General features: G+C 73.5%; 14 protein-coding genes and 1 pseudogene. 9 read left to right on the forward strand and 6 right to left on the reverse strand.

All coding sequences use genetic code 11. The annotated features are described in order from the left end of the window. Positions 1-102: 102 nt before the first annotated feature. The gene (locus AB0D10_RS27770; RefSeq protein ID WP_360261499.1) at positions 103-876 is read right to left on the reverse strand and encodes an SseB family protein; all 774 of its coding nucleotides are present in this window, start codon (positions 874-876) and stop codon (positions 103-105) included. 91 nt (positions 877-967) lie between these two features. Between AB0D10_RS27770 and AB0D10_RS27775 the strand changes: the two genes are divergently transcribed. The 3 genes from AB0D10_RS27775 (at position 968) to AB0D10_RS27785 (ending at position 3,818) form a co-directional block, all read left to right on the forward strand. Continuing rightward, on the forward strand, positions 968-2,179 hold the full coding sequence (locus AB0D10_RS27775) for an amino acid deaminase/aldolase (protein WP_360261501.1): 1,212 nt from the start codon (positions 968-970) through the stop codon (positions 2,177-2,179). A gap of 62 nt (positions 2,180-2,241) precedes the next feature. Beyond that, on the forward strand, positions 2,242-2,661 hold the full coding sequence (locus AB0D10_RS27780; protein ID WP_360261503.1) for a hypothetical protein: 420 nt from the start codon (positions 2,242-2,244) through the stop codon (positions 2,659-2,661). Positions 2,662-2,903: 242 nt separating this feature from the next. After that, entirely contained in the window at positions 2,904-3,818 is a 915-nt protein-coding gene (locus AB0D10_RS27785; RefSeq protein WP_360261506.1) for a lytic polysaccharide monooxygenase, read from the forward strand. A 148-nt stretch (positions 3,819-3,966) separates the two neighbouring features. Here the strand turns inward: AB0D10_RS27785 and AB0D10_RS27790 are convergent, their stop codons facing one another. The 3 genes from AB0D10_RS27790 to AB0D10_RS27800 all read right to left on the reverse strand — a co-directional run bounded on the left by AB0D10_RS27790 (position 3,967) and on the right by AB0D10_RS27800 (position 7,665). Further along, on the reverse strand, positions 3,967-5,193 hold the full coding sequence (locus AB0D10_RS27790) for a DUF2510 domain-containing protein (protein WP_360261508.1): 1,227 nt from the start codon (positions 5,191-5,193) through the stop codon (positions 3,967-3,969). Between the two features lie 111 nt (positions 5,194-5,304). Beyond that, positions 5,305-6,105 carry a 3-oxoacyl-ACP reductase gene (locus tag AB0D10_RS27795; RefSeq protein ID WP_360261510.1) on the reverse strand — a complete coding sequence of 267 codons (801 nt, stop codon included), beginning with the start codon at positions 6,103-6,105 and terminating at the stop codon, positions 5,305-5,307. 129 nt (positions 6,106-6,234) lie between these two features. Further along, entirely contained in the window at positions 6,235-7,665 is a 1,431-nt protein-coding gene (locus AB0D10_RS27800; protein ID WP_360261513.1) for a glutamine synthetase family protein, read from the reverse strand. A gap of 175 nt (positions 7,666-7,840) precedes the next feature. Here AB0D10_RS27800 and AB0D10_RS27805 point away from each other — a divergent pair, with 175 nt between their 5' ends. The 3 genes from AB0D10_RS27805 to AB0D10_RS27815 all read left to right on the forward strand — a co-directional run bounded on the left by AB0D10_RS27805 (position 7,841) and on the right by AB0D10_RS27815 (position 10,826). Further along, positions 7,841-8,599, forward strand: coding sequence for a gamma-glutamyl-gamma-aminobutyrate hydrolase family protein (locus AB0D10_RS27805; RefSeq protein ID WP_360261515.1), 759 nt, complete (start codon positions 7,841-7,843; stop codon positions 8,597-8,599). 194 nt (positions 8,600-8,793) lie between these two features. Further along, the gene (locus tag AB0D10_RS27810) at positions 8,794-9,864 is read left to right on the forward strand and encodes a cation diffusion facilitator family transporter (protein ID WP_360261517.1); all 1,071 of its coding nucleotides are present in this window, start codon (positions 8,794-8,796) and stop codon (positions 9,862-9,864) included. Between the two features lie 59 nt (positions 9,865-9,923). Further along, complete coding sequence (locus AB0D10_RS27815; RefSeq protein WP_360261748.1) at positions 9,924-10,826, forward strand: 5'-3' exonuclease H3TH domain-containing protein; 903 nt, start codon at positions 9,924-9,926, stop codon at positions 10,824-10,826. A gap of 55 nt (positions 10,827-10,881) precedes the next feature. Here the strand turns inward: AB0D10_RS27815 and AB0D10_RS27820 are convergent, their stop codons facing one another. After that, positions 10,882-13,737: a DEAD/DEAH box helicase gene (locus AB0D10_RS27820; protein ID WP_360261750.1), complete on the reverse strand. Its 2,856-nt coding sequence runs from the start codon at positions 13,735-13,737 to the stop codon at positions 10,882-10,884. 354 nt (positions 13,738-14,091) lie between these two features. Here AB0D10_RS27820 and AB0D10_RS27825 point away from each other — a divergent pair, with 354 nt between their 5' ends. Then, positions 14,092-14,466, forward strand: coding sequence for a hypothetical protein (locus AB0D10_RS27825; protein WP_360261519.1), 375 nt, complete (start codon positions 14,092-14,094; stop codon positions 14,464-14,466). A gap of 31 nt (positions 14,467-14,497) precedes the next feature. Next, a pseudogene (locus tag AB0D10_RS27830) lies at positions 14,498-14,815 on the forward strand (metalloregulator ArsR/SmtB family transcription factor); the annotation flags it as partial. A gap of 161 nt (positions 14,816-14,976) precedes the next feature. Here the strand turns inward: AB0D10_RS27830 and AB0D10_RS27835 are convergent. Further along, on the reverse strand, positions 14,977-16,149 hold the full coding sequence (locus AB0D10_RS27835; RefSeq protein WP_360261522.1) for an aminotransferase class V-fold PLP-dependent enzyme: 1,173 nt from the start codon (positions 16,147-16,149) through the stop codon (positions 14,977-14,979). Positions 16,150-16,245: 96 nt separating this feature from the next. Here AB0D10_RS27835 and AB0D10_RS27840 point away from each other — a divergent pair, with 96 nt between their 5' ends. Beyond that, complete coding sequence (locus AB0D10_RS27840) at positions 16,246-18,312, forward strand: prolyl oligopeptidase family serine peptidase (RefSeq protein WP_360261524.1); 2,067 nt, start codon at positions 16,246-16,248, stop codon at positions 18,310-18,312. Positions 18,313-18,396 lie beyond the last annotated feature (84 nt).

Below are 18,396 nucleotides of genomic sequence, written 5' to 3' on the forward strand. Positions count from 1 at the left end.
CGGTTCTGGTGAAGTGCCTGGGCGACGGTCCGTGCCCCACCCGACATCCAGCGCAGCGTCGGCGCCCCCTGATCATTCGCGGCCGGGACGCCCGGCCCACCGCTACCGCCGGTACAGCGGCTCCCCCGGCAGCTCCGCGCCCGCCGGCAGCACCGCGAGGTCCAGCCCCCGGTCCAGCCGCACCCGCAGCACCGGGTCGGCGGCCACCGCCCGCCCGACCCGCTGCGCAGCGGCCTGCAGCCCCGGCTGGTCCAGCGCCGGGTCGAACACCACCGCGAGCACCCCGTCCGAGTCCCCGGAGGCCGCCAGCAGACCGGTGACCACCTGCGGCTCGGCCGCCAGCAGCGCCCGGACCGCCTCGCGCACCTCCGGATCCCGCGCCGGCGGCAGGAACGGCCGGTTCTCAGCGAGCGCCCGCAGCCGGGCGCCGGACACCGTGAAGGCCACCGGACCGGCCGGGTCGATCAGCAAGGTGTCGGCGCGCTCCGAGAAGGCCACCATCGCGGCCTGCGGCGCGGCCGTCGGCGCCGGGCGGGCGTCCGCGCGCCAGCGGGCGAGCGACTCCAGCGACGTGAAGGCGGGCAGCGCGCGGCGCCCGTCCGGGGCCTCCAGCACCGGGACGGCCATGTCGCTGGTCTTCTCGTGCTTGTGCCCGTGCTCGTCCACCTCGACCTCGCCGAGGATCGCGACGATCGGGACCATCAGCCGGGTCGGCGTCAGCGCAGCCAGCACCCCGGGCTCCGCCGCACGGTCCTGCGACCAGCGGGCGAGGGCCTCCACGAGCGCCGGGTCAGCGGTGCCGTCGTCGTCGCCGAAGCCGGGGTTCGGGATGTTCTTCCCGACGAACGCCGGGTTGGAGAAGTCTTTGCGGTCCACCCGCCCGACCCTATGCCACCCCGCCCGACGCACCCGATTTCCCTGCACGCGCCCCCTACCCACCGGTAGCCCGCTGTGGCACCCTGCGCCCATGGTGATCCTCGACGCGCCCGCCCCGGTCTCCGACCGCCTCCGGTACGACCGCGCCACCGCCCACCTGGACGGGCCGGTGGCCGTCGTCGACCTCGCGGCCTTCGACGCCAACGCCGCCGACCTGGTGCGCCGGGCCGGCGGCAAACCGGTCCGGGTCGCCAGCAAGTCGGTGCGCTGCCGGGCACTGCTGGACCGGGTGCTGGCCGTGGACGGCTTCGCCGGGGTGATGAGCTTCACCCTCGACGAGTCGCTCTGGCTCGCCCGCACCGGCGTCCGCGACGTCCTGCTCGCCTACCCCTCCGCCGACCGGGACGGCTTCGCCGCGCTGACCGCCGACCCGGCCGCCGCCCGCGAGGTCACCGTCGTGCTGGACGACCCGGACCAGCTCGACCTGATCGACAAGGCCCGGGCCGGCGACGCCGAGGTGCGGGTCTGCCTGGAACTGGACACCGCGCTGCACCTGCTGGGCGGCAGGGTCCGGGTCGGCGCCCGCCGCTCACCGCTGCGCACCCCCGAGGACCTCGGCGCCTTCGCCGAACTCGTCCAGCGCCGCCGGGGCTTCCGGGTGGTCGGCCTGATGGCGTACGAGGGGCACGTCGCCGGCGTGGGCGACCGGGTGCCCGGGCGGCCGGTGCGCTCGCGGCTGATCCGGCTGATGCAGGCCGCAGCCCGGACCGAACTGGCCGAGCGGCGCGCCGCAACGGTCCGGCGGCTGCGGCAGGTGGCGGAGCTGGAGTTCGTCAACGGCGGCGGCACCGGCAGCGTGGAGTCCACCGTGGCCGAACGCGCCGTCACCGAGGTGGCAGCCGGCTCCGGGCTGTACCAGCCGCAGCTGTTCGACAACTACCGCTCGTTCCGGGGCCGGCCTGCCGCCCTGTTCGGCCAGCCGGTGGTGCGCCGCCCCGGCGTCGGCGTGGTGACGGTCCTCGGCGGCGGCTACCCGGCCTCCGGCGCGGCCGGCCCGGACCGCTCGCCGGTGCCGTACCTGCCGCAGGGCCTGCGCTACGACCCGATGGAGGGCGCCGGCGAGGTACAGACCCCGCTGCTCGGCCCGGCCGCGGACGACCTGCTGATCGGCGACCGGGTGTGGTTCCGGCACGCCAAGGCGGGCGAACTGTGCGAGCGCTTCGCGGAACTGCACCTGATCGAGGGCGACCGCGTCGTCCGCACCGTCCCGACGTACCGGGGTGAAGGGAAGACGTTCCTCTGACGTTCCGTCCGCCGCTGCCCTACCGTGGTGTCGACACCGGTGTCGACACCTGGGAGGGTCGCATGGACGGCGAGATCGTGCAGGAGATGGTGAGGTCGGGGGCGACGGCGGTGGCCGGCCTGATGGCCACCGCCGCCTGGAACCAGGCCGGTTCGAGGATCGTCCGGCTGTTCGGGCGCGGCGAGCGGGACGAGGAGGCGAGCGCGGAGCTGGAGGTGATCCGCGCCGAGGTACTGGAGGCCGACGGCGACGAGGAGGTCCTCGCCGACCAGGCCGCGGCCCTGCGCAACCGGCTGCGCGCACTGTTCCGGGCGAACCCGCAGGCCGCCGAGGAACTCTTCGACATCCTCGCCGAGTTCGCGCCGGGGCAGTTCAACAGGGAAGCCGGCGGGACGTACATCATCAACACCATCACGGGGAGCTCGACCGTCAAGGGCGATCTGGTGATCCAGGCCGGCATCGTCCACAACGCGCAGCGCTGACCTTTCCCCAGCCTTAACGGGGCCCGATGGAACGGCTAACGGCAGCCTTCCGTCGGGCCTTTGTGCTGTTCCGGGGCCTACAGTCCGTCAACAAGTGGTCCACGCGCGGCTATTGCCATCTGGTCCAGACCAATCCTACGCTCTGGCCGGGGGTCGCGCGCCGGGCCGGCGACCCCCGAACGGGCAGGCGTGCCCGTTCCCCCCACACTCGCCCGGAACGACGGTCAAGGAGTACCCACCCCATGTCCATCAAGCGAAGTGCCCTGTCCGTCGGCGTGGTCGGCGCCGCGGTCCTCGCGGTGGCCGCGACCACCGCCGGCACCGCGAGCGCCCACGGCACGATGACCAACCCCGTCAGCCGGATCGCCGCGTGCTACGCAGAGGGTCCCGAGCACCCGGTGTCCCAGGTCTGCAAGGACCTCGTCGCCGCGAGCGGCACCCAGCCGCTGTACGACTGGAACGAGGTCAACATCGCCAACGCCGCCGGGAACAGCCAGACGCTGATCCCGGACGGCAAGCTCTGCTCCGCCAATCGCGACAAGTACGCGGCGCTGGACTGGCCGCGCACGGACTGGCCCGCCACCGCGGTCAAGGCCGGCGCGTTCACCTTCCAGTTCCGCACCACCGCGCCGCACATCGGCACCCAGACCGTCTACATCACCAAGCCGGGCTACGACCCCACCAAGCCGCTGAAGTGGTCGGACCTCGACTCGACCCCGGTGGCCAAGGTGCAGGTCGACCGCACCGCCACCAACGGCTACTACACCTACGCCGGCACCCTGCCGCAGCGCACCGGCCGCCAGGTGCTGTACACGGTCTGGCAGCGCAGCGACAGCCCGCAGGCGTTCTACAGCTGCTCCGACGTCGACTTCGGCTCGGCCGCCGCGGCCGCCCCGGCGCTCGCCGCGCAGGCGCCGGCCGCTCCCAGCGACGCCCAGATCGCCGCCGACGCCCCGAAGTCCACGGTCGCCCACCACGGCCACGGCGGGGACCCGAACGCCCCGGCCGGCCAGATCGTCCCGACCACCTCCGCCGCCGTGGCCGGCACCTCGGCCACCGGTCCGCTGCTGCTCGCCGGTGCCGCCGCGATCGGCGTCGGCTGGGCCGGCATGGTGCTCCGGCGCCGTCGCGTCGAGGCTGTTCGACGCGACTCCTGACGCCGGACGCGGGCGCCGGGCCGGTCACACCCCCGTCCGGCCCGGTTCCCGTGGCTCCACGGGGCGTCCCCGTACGGACGTGAACGGCGGCGGCCCACCCGGGAGTTCCCCTCCCGGGTGGGCCGCCGACGTGTGAGGAGCGCGGGGCTCAGGTGGTGGTGCCCCCGGTGCCGCCCGCGCCGGGGCCCGCACCCGCGCCGGGGCCCGCACCCGCGCCGGGACGGGCACCCGCGCCCGAGCCCGGGGCGCCGCCGGTGCCGGGCTTCCCGGGGATGCTCGGCAGCTTGCCCTTGTAGTCGGTGATGCCCTTGAGGACGGTGTCCATCACGGCGACGTCCGGCGCCTTGTCGGCGATGTCGAAGCCGAAGTGCACCGAGACCAGCGCCTTGCCGTCGGCGGAGGGGAAGACCACGGTCTGCACGTAGCCGTTGTTGCCCTTGGGCGCGTCCACCTTCCAGCGGACCAGGTAGCCGTCCTGGCCGTTGACCTTGACCGCCTCGGACTTGAGCTCCTGGTGCCCGGTGATGTCGCCGTACGACGACTTGGCGGTGGCCGCGATGTCGGCCTTGGCCGCCGCCTGGACGTCGGTGCCGCCGCCGTCGATCCGGCCGGTGTTCACGCCGCCGAGGGTGCAGTCGCCGCTGCCGTCGGGGCAGGCGTACGAGCCGACGGTGATCATGGCGTAGCCGTCCTGGGTGGTTTCGGCCTGCCAACCGTTCGGGACCGGCAGGGTGAGCTTGTTCACCATGTCGATCGCCGCGTCGGAGCCGGGCCGGACCTTGCCGTTCCCGTTTCCACCGTTGCCCTTGCCGCTGCCCTTGCTGTCACCGCTGCCCCCGTTGCCGCCGCCGTTGCCGCCGTTCCCCGGGTAGCCGTCCCAGGGGCCGAAGCTGCCGCGCGGGGTGTGCTGGGCGGTGGGCTTGGAGTCGGATCCGTCGTCCATCGCGAGGTAGGTGATCCCCGAGCCCGCGCCCAGGCCGAGCAGGGCGGCGACGACGGTCGCCACGACCAGCTTGGACGGCTTGCGCCGCTCCTTGCGCGGGGGAACCGGCGACCCGAAGGCGGCACCGAAGGGCGGCGGCTCCGGGTACCGGACGGTGGGGCCGCTCTCCAGGACCTCGCCCTCCAGCACCGTGGGCTGCTCGGCCGTCCCCGGCCCGGGCTCGCCGGTCTCCGGGGCCACCGGGGCGTCCGGGGTCTGCGGGGTGCCGGGAGCCGAAGCGTCGGCCGCCGGGGCGGCCGGCTCCGGCGCGTCCGAGGGCGCCGGCCGGGTGTCGGCCGTCCAGCCCTTGCCGTCCCACCAGCGCTGCGGCCTCGGGTCGCCGGTGGTGTCCTTCGGATCCGGGTACCACCCGGCGGGAATCTGCTCACTCACATCAGAGAATCTAAAGGCAGCCGGATAAACGCGAAATCAGCGCGGCATGGAATTCCGCCGGTTTTCGATGAGATTACCGTGAGAAGGCCCGGCGTCCCCGCGCGGCGGCGCTCACAGCGGGGTGACGTACGCCCCGGAGATGCCGCCGTCCACCAGGAACTCGCTCGCCGTGACGAACGAGGAGTCGTCACTGGCGAGGAAGGCCACCGCGGCGGCGATCTCCTCGGCCCGGGCGAACCGGCCGAGCGGGACGTGCACCAGCCGGCGGGCGGCCCGCTCCCGGTCCGCGGCGAACAGTTCGCGCAGCAGCGGGGTGTCCACCGGCCCCGGGCAGAGCGCGTTGACCCGGATCCCCTCGCGGGCGAACTGGACGCCCAGCTCGCGGGACAGCGCCAGCACCCCGCCCTTGGAGGCGGTGTAGGAGATCTGCGAGGTGGCCGCGCCCATCACGGCGACGAACGACGCGGTGTTGATGATCGAGCCGCGCCCGTGCCGGCGCATGTACGGCAGTGCCGCCTTGCAGCACAGGAAGACCGAGGTCAGGTTGACCTCCTGGACCCTGTGCCAGGCGTCCAGCCCGGTGGTCAGGATCGAGTCGTCCTCCGGCGGCGAGATTCCCGCGTTGTTGAACGCGACGTCCACGCTGCCGCAGGTCTCGTACGCCTCGTCGAACAGCGCCTCGACCATGGCGGGGTCGGTGACGTCGGTGTGCACGAACAGTCCGCCGACCTCCTCGGCGGCGACCCGTCCGCTCTCCTCGTCGAGGTCGGCGCAGACCACCTTCGCCCCCTCCGAGGCGAGCCGGCGGGCGGCGGCCAGACCGATGCCGCTGCCCGCGCCGGTGACGACGGCGGTCCGGCCGACCAGCCGACGGCAGACCGCCCCGTCCGGCGCGGCGTGCTTCTCGCTCATCGGGCTGTCACTCCTCGCTCTGGATGGAGACGTTCGTGGTCGTCACGCGTCACGCCCGCCGCTCCTGCGTCACGTCCAACGCCCGTGCGCCGTGTCCGTCACTCCTGTGCCGCCTCCGTCACCCGGGCGTCACATCCGTTCGAAGGAGCGGTAGCGCTCCCAGTCGGTGACGGAGCCGTCGTAGGCGGCCTGCTCGACCCGGGCCATGTTCAGGTAGTGGTCGACCACGTCGTCGCCGAAGGCCTCCCGGGCCAGTTCGCTGCGCGCCCACAGCTCGGCGGCCTCGCGCAGCGACCCGGGCACCCGGGCGTACTCCTCGACCGCGTAGGCGTTCCCCAGGCAGGGCGCGGGCAGCTCCAGCTTGTGCTGCAGCCCGTACAGGCCGGCCGCGATCATCCCGGCGACGGCGAGGTAGGGGTTGACGTCGCCGCCGGGCACCCGGTTCTCCATCCGCAGGCCGGGGCCGTGGCCGACCACCCGGTACGCACAGGTGCGGTTGTCGCGGCCCCAGGCGACGGCGGTCGGGGCGAAGGAGCCCGGCCGGTAACGCTTGTAGGAGTTGATGTTCGGGGCGTAGAGCACGCTGAACTCGCGCAGCGCCCTCAGCTGGCCGGCCAGGAAGTGCCGCATGGTGTCGGTCATCCGGCCGTCCCGGTCGGCGAAGGCGGGGGCGCCGACGGCGTCGCGCAGCGAGAGGTGGATGTGGCAGCTGTTGCCCTCGCGCTCGTCGTACTTGGCCATGAAGGTGAGTGCGCAGCCGAGTTGGGCGGCGATCTCCTTGGCACCGGTCTTGTAGACGCTGTGCTGGTCGCAGGTGGTGAGCGCGTCGGCGTAGCGGAAGGCGATCTCGTGCTGGCCGAGGTTGCACTCGCCCTTGGCGGACTCCACCACCAGACCGGCGCCGGCCATCTCGTTGCGGATCCGGGAGAGCAGCGGCTCGACCCGGGCGGTGCCCAGCATCGAGTAGTCCACGTTGTAGAGGTTCGCCGGGGTCAGGCCGCGGTAGCCGCCGAGCCAGGCCTGCTCGTAGGTGTCCCGGAAGACCTGGAACTCCAGTTCGGTGCCGATGTCGGCGGCCAGGCCGTACTCGGCGAGCCGGGCGATCTGGCGGCGCAGCAGCTGGCGCGGGGCGGCGTCCACCGGGTGGCCGCCGTGCCGGGCGAGGTCGGCGGTGACCTGGGCGGTGCCGGGCTGCCAGGGGGTCAATCGCAGGGTGCCCAGGTCGGGGCGCATCGCGAAGTCGCCGTAACCGGTGGCCCAGGAGGAGAAGGCGTAGCCGTCCACGGTGTTCAGGTCGACGTCGACGGCCAGCAGGTAGTCGCACGCCTCGGCGCCGTGCTCGGCGACCTCGTCGAGGAAGAACCGGGCGGCGAAGCGTTTGCCCTGCAGGCGGCCCTGCATGTCGGTGAAGGCGAGCGCCACGGTGTGCACCTTGCCGGCGTCCACCAGGGCGCGCAGTTCGTCCAGGGTCAGCGGCGGCCGTGGCGGCGCGCCCGCGGTGGTGCTCCCGGACGCGGCGTTCCGGGGGGTGGCGTTCTCGGGTGCGGTGTTCTCGGACATGGCGGAACCCCTCCTTCCTCGATGTCCTCGAATTCCTCGATCACTCTTCGAGATCAAGCGGTCACAGCGAACCGTACGGCCTGCGACTCGCGGGGCGGAAGAGGGCGGACGGACGTGGCGCGCCGGGACGCGGGATTGACGGTGGATCAGGTGGTTCGGGAGGAGAATGCGCGCCATGGATCGCAGGCCTTTGATCGGCGTCAGCACCTACCTGGTCGACGCGAGCTGGAGCGACTGGCGGGCGCGCCGGGTGGCCCTCGTCCCGGAGCGGTACACCGCGTACGTCCAGGACTCCGGCGGGATCGCCGTCCTGTTGCCGCCGGACGCCCCGGAACGCGCGCCGGAGGTGCTGGCCCGGCTGGACGCGCTGGTCATCGTGGGCGGACCGGACATCGACCCGGCGTACTACGGGGAGCCGGCCCATCCGGCGAGCGAGGTGGACTCGCCGGAGCGGGACGCCTGGGAGGTCGCGCTGCTGCGGGCCGCGCTGGCGGCCGGGATGCCACTGCTGGGCGTCTGCCGCGGGATGCAGGTCCTGAACGTGGTGTGCGGCGGGACGCTGGTGCAGCACCTGCCGGACGTGCCGGCAGCGGACGTGCACGGCGGGTCGCCGGGGAGGTACGGCTCGCACCCGGTGCGGCCGGTGCCGGGCACGCTGCTGGGCGGGCTGCTGCCGGAGTGCGAGCTGGAGGTGCCGACCTTCCACCACCAGGCCGTCGACCGGGTCGGTGCGGGCCTGCGAGTGAGTGCCCACGCGCCGGACGGCACGGTGGAGGCGGTGGAGGGGCCGGGGTTCACGCTCGGCGTGCAGTGGCACCCGGAGCAGGGGGACGACCTGCGGCTGATGCGGGCCCTGGTCCGGGCGGCCACCGCCGCGGCGCTGGACGCCACCGCGCTGGATGCCGCGGTCCTGGACGCGGTCGCGCTGGGCTAGCTCAACTGGGCGTGGGAGCAGGGGATTTCGCCTGGTCGCAGGGGTGCGGCCTGCACCGGGTCCGGTCGCCCGAACGGCAACGACAACGGTCACCAGTACAACCTTTGGATCTTTGTCGATTCTGCGGTTCACTTCGGTTGCAGGGCGGTCGCGCCGCGCCCCTGTTCCCATCCGTGCGCCCAGAGAGGACTTCCATGGCCGGGCACGAGCACTCGCACGATGATCATGCGCATGACCACAAGCAGTCGAGCGGGCACGGACACGGCGGCGGGCACGCGCACGGCGGCGGCCACGGCGGGCACTCGCACGGCGTCGCCGCCGACGCGGACCGCCGCTGGCTGCTCAGCGCCCTCGCCCTGATCGTCGTCTTCATGGCCGGCGAGGTCGTGGTCGGCTTCGCCGCCCAGTCCCTCGCGCTGATCTCCGACGCGGCGCACATGCTCACCGACGCCGCCTCGATCGTGCTGGCCCTGATCGCGATGCGGCTCGCCGCCCGCCCCGCCCGCGGCGGCTACACCTACGGCCTCAAACGCGCCGAGATCCTCTCCGCGCAGGCCAACGGCGTCACCCTGCTGGTGCTCTCGGCCTGGCTCGGCTACGAGGCCGTCACCCGGCTGATCACGCCGCCCGACGTCACCGGCTCGCTGGTGCTGATCACCGCGCTGATCGGGATCGTGGTCAACATCGCGGCCGCCTGGTGCATGTCCAAGGCCAACCGCAGCTCGCTGAACATCGAGGGCGCCTTCCAGCACGTCCTGACCGACCTGTACGCGTTCATCGCCACCGCCGTCGCCGGTCTGATCATGGTGCTCACCGGCTTCGCCCGGGCCGACGCCATCGCCTCGCTGATCGTCGTCGCACTGATGCTCAAGGCCGGCATCGGACTGGTCCGGGACTCCGGACGGATCTTCCTGGAGGCCGCCCCGGCCGGGATCGACCCGGACGCGGTGGCCGACCGGATGGTCACCGAGCCGCTGGTCGAGGAGATCCACGACCTGCACATCTGGGAGATCACCTCCAACCAGCCGGCGCTGTCCGCGCACATCCTGGTCACCCCCGGCGGCGACTGCCACGCCGTCCGGCGCCGCCTCCAGCGCCGGCTCGCCGACGAGTACGCCATCACCCACAGCACCCTCCAGGTCGACCACGTCGGCGAGGACGAGGCGGGCGCGCTGCTGCAGATCGCCGCCCCCGGCGACACCGCCGCCGAGCACTGCGCCGACGCCCACGGCCCCGTCCACCGCGCCGGGCCGCACGAGCACTGAGAAGCCCCCGTCCGTCGGTGCGGTACGGCATGATCTGTGACGTGACCGCACCGCGACTGATGCTGCTCGACTCCGCCAGCCTCTACTTCCGGGCCTACTACGGCGTACCGGACACCCTGCGCTCGCCGCAGGGCGAGCCGGTCAACGCCGTCCGCGGCCTGCTGGACTTCATCGCCCGGCTGGTCCACGACCACCGCCCCGACCGGCTGGTCGCCTGCATGGACGCCGACTGGCGCCCGCAGTGGCGGGTGGACCTCATCCCCTCGTACAAGACCCACCGGGTCGCCGAGGCCGCCGTGGACGGCGAGGAGGAGGTGCCCGACACGCTGGCCCCGCAGGTCCCGGTGATCGAGCAGGTGCTGGACGCGCTCGGCATCGCCCGGGTCGGCTCCCCCGGCTACGAGGCGGACGACGTGATCGGCACTCTCACCGCCTGCGCCGAGGGGCCGGTGCAGATCGTCACCGGCGACCGCGACCTCTTCCAGCTGGTGGACGACGCCCGCGGGATCACCGTGCTCTACCCGGTCAAGGGCATGGGCAACCTGCAGGTCACCGACGACGCGCTGCTGCTGGAGAAGTACGGCGTGCGCGGCGCCCGGTACGCCGACATGGCCGCCCTGCGCGGGGACCCGTCGGACGGCCTTCCCGGCGTCAAGGGCATCGGCGAGAAGACCGCCGCCCAGCTGATCGACGAGTACGGGGACCTCCCGGGCATCCGTGCCGCGGCGCTGGACATCGGCTCGAAGCTCACCCCGGCCCGCCGGCGCAACATCGTCGAGGGCTCCGCCTACCTCGACGTCGCCCCGAAGGTGGTCCGGGTCGCCGACGACGCCCCCCTGCCCGACTTCGACCCGGACCTCCCCCGCGAACCCCTCGACCCGATGACCCTGGAGGAGCTCTCCGCCCGCTGGGGCCTCGGCACCTCCCTGGACCGCGTCCTGGAGGCCCTGGCCACCCGCTGAACACGGAGCGGGGCCCGCACGTCCGACGCGGACGTACGGGCCCCGCTCCGTCGTGTCAGCCCACCGAGGAGTAGGCGATGATGCCGCGGCGGAGGCTGTCGACGGCCTTGCGGGCCGTCCTGCGGAGTTCTGCGTCCTCGCCGGCGGCGTCCTGGATCTGACCGAGGACGTCGATCAGCTGCTTGGTCCAGCGGACGAAGTCGCCGGCCGGCATCTCGGCGTCGCGCAGGACCTGGTCCAGGCTGTGGCCGAGCGCCCAACGGTAGGCGACCCAGGCGAAGCCCAGGTCGGGCTCCCGCTGGCCGACGCCCTCGGCGGTGTTGATCCGGTGCTGCTCCTCCAGGGCGTCCAGGTGGCCCCAGATCCGGACCATCTTGCCGAGCGCCTCCTTGGCCGCGCCCTCCGGCACCCGGGGGGCGCCGGCGTCGTCGGCCTGCCGGGCCTCGAACACCAACGCCGAGGCGCAGGCGGCGAGTTCCGCGGCGGCCAGGCCGCTCCAGACGCCCTCGCGGATGCACTCGGAGGCGAGCAGGTCGAGTTCGCCGTAGAGCCGGCCGAGCCGTCGGCCGTCGTCGGTGACGGTGTCGCCGCTCAGGTAGCCGAGGTCGGTGAGCAGGCCGCAGACCCGGTCGAAGGTGCGGGCGATGGTGTGGGTGCGCGAGCGCATCCGGCGTTCCAACTGCTCGGTGTCGCGGTGCAGCCGGTGGTAGCGCTCGGCCCAGCGGGCGTGGTCATCGCGGTCGGAGCACCCGTGGCAGGGGTGCTGGCGCAGCTCGGTCCGCAGCCGGGTGATCTCCGGGTCGTCGGCGGCGGCCGCGCGACCGCGGCGGAACCGGTCCGGCTCCAGGTGGCCGGCCTTGGTGCGCAGCGCGGAGGCGAGGTCCCGGCGGGACTGCGGGCTGCGCGGGTTGAAGGACTTCGGGATGCGGACGCGCTCGATCGCGGTGACCGGGTGCGGGAAGTCGATCATGGCGAGCCGCTTGACCTGGCGCTCGGCGGTGAGCACCACCGGGCGCGGGCCGTCCTGGAAGTCCGGGTGGCGCCGGTCGCCCCGGCCGGAGCGGTCGACCGGGGGCAGGCCCGGGTCGAGGACCAGCGCGAGGCCGGCGAACTTGCCGGTGGGGACGTGGATGACGTCGCCCGGCTTGAGCTGCTCGATCGACTCGACGGCGGCCGCGCGGCGCTGGCTGGTGCCCTCGCGGGCCAGCTCGTTCTCGCGGTCCTTGAGCCGGCGGCGCAGCTCCATGTACGCGTCGAAGTCGCCGAGGTGGCAGGTCATCGACTCGCGGTAGCCCTCCAGCCCCTCCTCGTTGCGCTGCACCTGGCGGGCGATGCCGACCACCGAGCGGTCCGCCTGGAACTGGGCGAAGGACGTCTCCAGCAGCTCGCGCGAGCGGTGCCGGCCGAACTGCGAGACCAGGTTGACGGCCATGTTGTAGGAGGGCCGGAACGAGGACTTCAGCGGGTAGGTGCGGGTGCCCGCCAGACCGGCCAGCGCCTCCGGGTCGAGGCCGCGCTGCCAGAGCACCACGGCGTGGCCCTCGACGTCGATGCCGCGCCGCCCGGCCCGGCCGGTGAGCTGGGTGTACTCGCCGGGGGTGATGTCGGCGTGGGTCTCGCCGTTCCACTTGACCAGCTTCTCCATGACCACCGAGCGGGCGGGCATGTTGATGCCGAGGGCCAGGGTCTCGGTCGCGAAGACGGCCTTGACCAGGCCCTTCACGAAGAGCTCCTCGACGACCTCCTTGAACCGGGGCAGCATCCCGGCGTGGTGGGCGGCGATGCCCCGCTCCAGCCCGTCCAGCCACTCGAAGTAGCCGAGGACGTGCAGGTCCTCGTCGGGGATGTCGGCGCAGCGCTCCTCGACGATCGCCCGGACCGTGGCGCGGTCGGCCTCCTTGTTGAGCCGCAGCCCGGAACTGAGGCACTGCTGGACGGCGGCTTCACAGCCGGCCCGGCTGAAGATGAAGGTGATCGCGGGCAGCAGGCCCTCGGCGTCGAGCCGGTCGATGACGTCCACCCGGCCCGGCGTCCAGACCCGGCCGGGACGGCCGTTGGGCATCGAGCGGCCCCGGCCGCGGCCGAAGCGGTCGCGGGGGTTGCGGTCGACCTCGGAGCGCGCGAGCCGGACCAGCTCGGGGTTGACGGCCTTGCCGGGGTTCTTCAGGTTGTTCTTGGGGCGGCCGTCCCGGTCGGGGTCCGCGAACAGGTCGTACATCCGGTTGCCGGCCATCACGTGCTGCCACAGCGGTACCGGGCGGGTCTCGGAGACGATCACCTTGGTGCCGCCGCGCACGGTGTCCAGCCAGTCGCCGAACTCCTCGGCGTTGGAGACGGTCGCGGAGAGCGAGACGAGGGTGACCGACTCGGGGAGGTGGATGATGACCTCCTCCCAGACGGCGCCGCGGAAGCGGTCGGCGAGGTAGTGCACCTCGTCCATCACGACGTAGCCGAGGCCGTCGAGGGTGCTGGAGCCCGCGTAGAGCATGTTGCGCAGCACCTCGGTGGTCATCACCACCACCGGGGCGTCGCCGTTGACGGTGTTGTCGCCGGTGAGCAGGCCGACCTTGGCGGCGCCGTAGCGCTTGACCAGGTCGCCGTACTTCTGGTTCGACAGCGCCTTGATCGGCGTGGTGTAGAAGCACTTGCGCCCGGCGGCCAGGGCCAGGTGCACGGCGAACTCTCCGACGATGGTCTTCCCGGAGCCGGTCGGGGCGGCGACCAGGACGCCCGAGCCCGCCTCCAGCGTCTCGCAGGCCTCCAGCTGGAACTCATCCAGCGGGAAGTCGTACAGCTGCTGGAAGCCGTACAGGGCGGTGGCCTGCTCCTTGGCCCGGCGGCGGCTGGCCGCGTACGCCTCGGCGGGGCTGAGCTCCCGGTCGTCCTGGGGCTCTGGATCAGGGGTGTTCATCGCCGTCCGGGTGTGGTTGGTGTGATCTCGCATCTCAGCGAGAGGTTACCCGGGTGGACCGACATCGATAGCACCCTTTTTCCGGGGTGCGGTCGACCGCCGGATCACCGCCGGATCACCGCCGGAGTAGCCGCGGGATTCGCCGCGGGAACTCCCGGGACCCGCCCCGGGATCGGTCGCGGACCGGTCGCGGGACCGTCACGGGATCAGTTCTCTCTCAGATCCATAGTTGCAAATGTCTTCAAGTGATCAAAAGTGAGCCGAATTCGGGCGACTTCGATCATCGCCGGTGAACCGTCGTCCGATCTCCTTACCTTCGAGGTCACAGCCACCAATCACGGGAGGACAGCCACGATGGCGAACCTGGAGACGTCCCTCAAGGACGCCATGTCGATCGAAGGCGCGATCGGCGTCGCGCTGGTCGACTACGGCAGCGGCATGGCGCTCGGCAGCCTCGGCGACGGCGGCGAACTGGACCTCAACGTCGCCGCGGCCGGGAACACCGACGTGGTCCGCGCGAAGATGCGGGCGATGGAGATGCTCAACCTGCACGACAACGACATCGAGGACATCCTGATCAGCCTGACGAACCAGTACCACATGGTCCGGCCGATCACGACGCCCAGCGGGCGGGGCCTGTTCCTCTTCCTGGCCCTCAACCGCAACCGCTCCAACCTCGCGATGGCCCGCCACCAGCTCAAGCGGATCGAACTCTCGCTGGAGATCTGAACCCGGGACGGACACCAGGAAGGGGGGCATCGTGACGGTCGCGCTCTACCAGGCCAAGGCCGAGTTCTTCCGGATGCTCGGCCATCCCGTCCGGATCCGGGTGCTGGAACTGCTCCAGGCCGGACCGACGCCCGTCCGCTGCCTGCTCGCCGAGCTGGAGATCGAGCCCTCCAGCCTGTCCCAGCAACTCGCGGTGCTGCGCCGGTCCGGCATCGTGACCGCCACCCGGGAGGGCAGCACGGTGGTCTACGCACTGGCCGGCGTCGAAGTCGCCGACCTGCTGCGGGCGGCCCGGCGGATCCTCACCGGGCTGCTCGCGGACCGGAACCTGCTGCTCGCGGAACTGCGGGCGGACCCGGACCCGGATCCGGACCCCGATGCGGGGCCGGACCCGGGGACCGAGCCGGGTCCGATTCCGGATCCGGGGCCCGGGAGTCCGATTTCCGGTCCGGGGACCGAGCCGGATCCGGGTCCGGACCCGCCCCCCGAGCGGTACCGGCCAGGTCCGGGCTAGGCCTTGAGCACGCCGGCCAGCCCGTCCGCCAGCCGCTCGTACTCCTGCGGCCGGTTGTACAGCTGCGCACTGATCCGCAGCACCCCGCCGCCGTCCCAGGGGCGGACCGCGATCCGGGTGCGCAGCCGCCGCCAGGTCTCGGCCATCAGCGCCCGCACCTGCTCCTCGGTCTCGCCGTGGCCGGCCGGCAGCCGGACGGTGCGCATCCACACCCCGGGCGTCGCGGGCAGCGGCGCCAGCCCCGCCCGCTCGGCGAGCGCCCGCTGGCCGTACGCGGCGAGCGCGGTGTTGTGCGCGGCCACCGCCGCCGGGCCGAGCGCCCGCATCAGCTCGAAGCTGGCCGGGGCGGCCAGCCACGGCGTGTAGTCGCAGGTGCCGCGCCACTCGACGTTGCCCGGGAAGCCCTTGTCGTGCTCCCAGGACAGCGCCAACGGACGCACCCGGCCGGTCCACTCGGGTCGGACGGCGAGCACGCCGGTGGCGCGCGGGGCGAAGGCCCACTTGTGCAGGTTGCCGAACCAGAAGTCCGCGTCCGGCTCGGCCGGGGCGGGCAGCATGCCGGGCGCGTGGGCGCCGTCGACGACGGTGGTCACGCCGCGCCGGCGCAGTTCGGCGAGCAGGGCCGGGCCGGCCACCAGGCGGGCGGTGGGCGAGGTGAGCTGGTCCAGGACGGCGACGGTGGTGCGCGCGTCCACGGCGGCGAGCACGGCCTCCCGGGCGGCGTCCTCGTCCGGGGCGTCCAGCGGGATCCGGGCCGTGACCACCTCGGCCCCGGTCTCGGCGGCCTTGCGCTCGACGGCCCGGGTCACGGCGCCGTAGCCGTGGTCGGTGACCAGGATCCGGTCGCCGGTGGCGAGCGGGAGGCTGTCCAGGGCGATCGCGACCGCCTCGGTGACGTTGGCGACGAGGGCGAGCCGCTCCGGGGCGGTGCCCAGCCCGGCGGCGATCAGGGTCCGGGCGGCGGCGATCCGGGCCGGGAGGTCGGCGAAGAAGCCGTCGGGGTCGAGTTCGTGCTCGGTCCGCAGCCGTTCCTGCGCCCGCTGCACCGGGACGGGCACGGCGCCGTACGAGCCGTGGTTCAGGTGCGCCGCGTCCGCCGACACGCTGAACAGGCCTTCGGCGGCGGGCAGCGGGGCCGGGGGTCCGGCGGCCGGCAGGTCCTCGATCACGTTTCCTCCGCTCGATGGCACACCTCTACGTGGTGTGTGACATTTCACATGACAGACTACTGGTCGGGGCACGCACCGCGCGACCACGATCGGGCCGTGACCATCACCGACGCCTTCCTTGCCCTCAGCGCCCGCACCGGCCGGTTCACCTACGGCGCGCCGCGCGCGTACACCCTCGCCGAGGACGGTACCCGGCTGCTGCTGCTCCGCTCGACCGGTCCCGAGGACCCGGTCGACCGCCTCCACCTCCTCGACACCGCCACCGGCGAGGAACGACCGGTCGCCGACCCGGCCGCGCTGCTGCCCGGCCGCACCGGCCGCCGCGACGACCTGCCCGCCGTCGAGCGCCGCCTGCGCGAGCGCACCCGGCTGGTCGCCGCCGGGATCGGCGGCTACGCGGCCACCGCCGACCTCGCGATCGTCGCCTTCACCCTCGACGGCCGGCTGTTCCGCACCGACACCGCCGCCGGCACCAGCGACGAACTCCCGGTCGCCGGGCCCGCGTTCGACCCCCGCCCGGACACCACCGGCCAGCGCGTCGCCTACGTCGCCGACGACGCCCTGTACGTCACCCCCGGCCTCGAACCGCTCTCCCCCTCCGACGGCGCCCGCTGGGGCGTCGCCGAGTTCGCCGCCGCCGAGGAACTCGGCCGCGCCCGCGGCCACTGGTGGCGCCCGGACGGCGGCGCGCTGCTGGCCGCCCGGGTGGACGAATCCGCCCTCCCCCGCCGCCACTTCGCCGACCCGGCCCGCCCCGCCGAGGCGCCCGAGGACTTCGCCTACCCACAGGCCGGCGGCCCCAACGCGGACGTCCAGCTCTGGGTCCTCGGCCTCGACGGCGGCCGGACCCGGTTGCACTGGGACGCCGACGGCTTCCCGTACCTCTGCGCCGCCTCCTGGGCCTCCGACCACGAGGTGCTGCTCACCGTCGCCGACCGGCTGCAACAGAACGTCCTGCTGCTCAGCGCCGACCCCGCCACCGGCGAGACCCGCGAACTCTCCCGCACCACCGACGAGTTCTGGGTGGACGAGCTGCCCGGAACCCCCGACCGGCTGCCCGACGGCCGGCTGCTCACCGTCCACGACACCCCGCAGGCCCGCGGCCTCGCCCTGGACGGCAAGCCGCTGGACACCACCGGGCTGCAGATCCGCCGGGTGGTCGGCCGACTGCACGGCCGGCTGCTCTGCGAGACCGGCCAGGGCGACCCCGCCGACCAGTACGTCCACCTGGTCGACCCGGACGGCGGCGCACCGGAACTCCTCACCACCGGCCCCGGCGTGCACTCCGCCCTGGCCGCCGCCGACACTCTGCTGCTCACCTCGGCCTCCGCCGACGGGACCCACCGCCGCGTCCTGCGCGACGGCCGCGAGACGGCGCTCACCGACCACTCCGCCGCGCTGCCGTACCGGGTCCGCCCGCTGCTCGCCCGGGTCACCGAACGCGACCTGCCGACTGCTCTGGTGTACCCGCGCGACCACGTCCCCGGCCGTCGGCTGCCCGTCCTGCTGGACGTCTACGGCGGGCCGGGACACCAGGCCGTGGCCGCCGAACCGCGCCGCTGGCAGCTCCGCCAGTGGTGGGCCGACCAGGGCTTCGCCGTGGTCACCACCGACAACCGCGGCACCCCGTTCGTGTCCCCGGACTTCACCCGGGCGATCTTCCGCCGGTTCTCCCAGGCCGCCCTGGACGACCAGGTCGACGCCCTGCACGCGCTCGCCGCGCGCCACCCGGACCTCGACCTCGGCCGGGTCGGCGTGCGCGGCTGGTCCTACGGCGGCTACTTCGCCGCGCTCGCCGTGCTGCGCCGCCCGGACGTCTTCCACGCCGCCTGCGCGGGCGCCCCGCCCACCGACTTCCGGCAGTACGACACCGCGTACACCGAGCGCTACCTCGGCCTGCCGCAGGACAACCCCGCGGGCTACGCCGGCGACTGCCTGCTCACCGACGCGCCCGGCCTGACCAGGCCGCTGCTGCTGATCCACGGCCTGGCCGACGACAACGTCCACCCCTCGCACACCCTGCTGCTCTCCCAGGCCCTCACCACGGCCGGCCGTCCGCACGCGGTACTGCCGCTGCCGGGCGTCACCCACATGACCCCGGACGGGACCAACGAGCGGCTGAGCCTGGCCGAACGCGCCTTCCTGAAGGCCTCCCTGGGCTGATCCGTTGCGCCGCCCGGGCCGGACTGCGACACTCCGCGTGACCGCCGTCCGGTCCGGGCGGGGCAGTCGAACGGGGAGAGCACG

The organism is Kitasatospora sp. NPDC048545 (assembly GCF_040651155.1).
In the GTDB taxonomy this organism is placed as follows: domain Bacteria; phylum Actinomycetota; class Actinomycetes; order Streptomycetales; family Streptomycetaceae; genus Kitasatospora.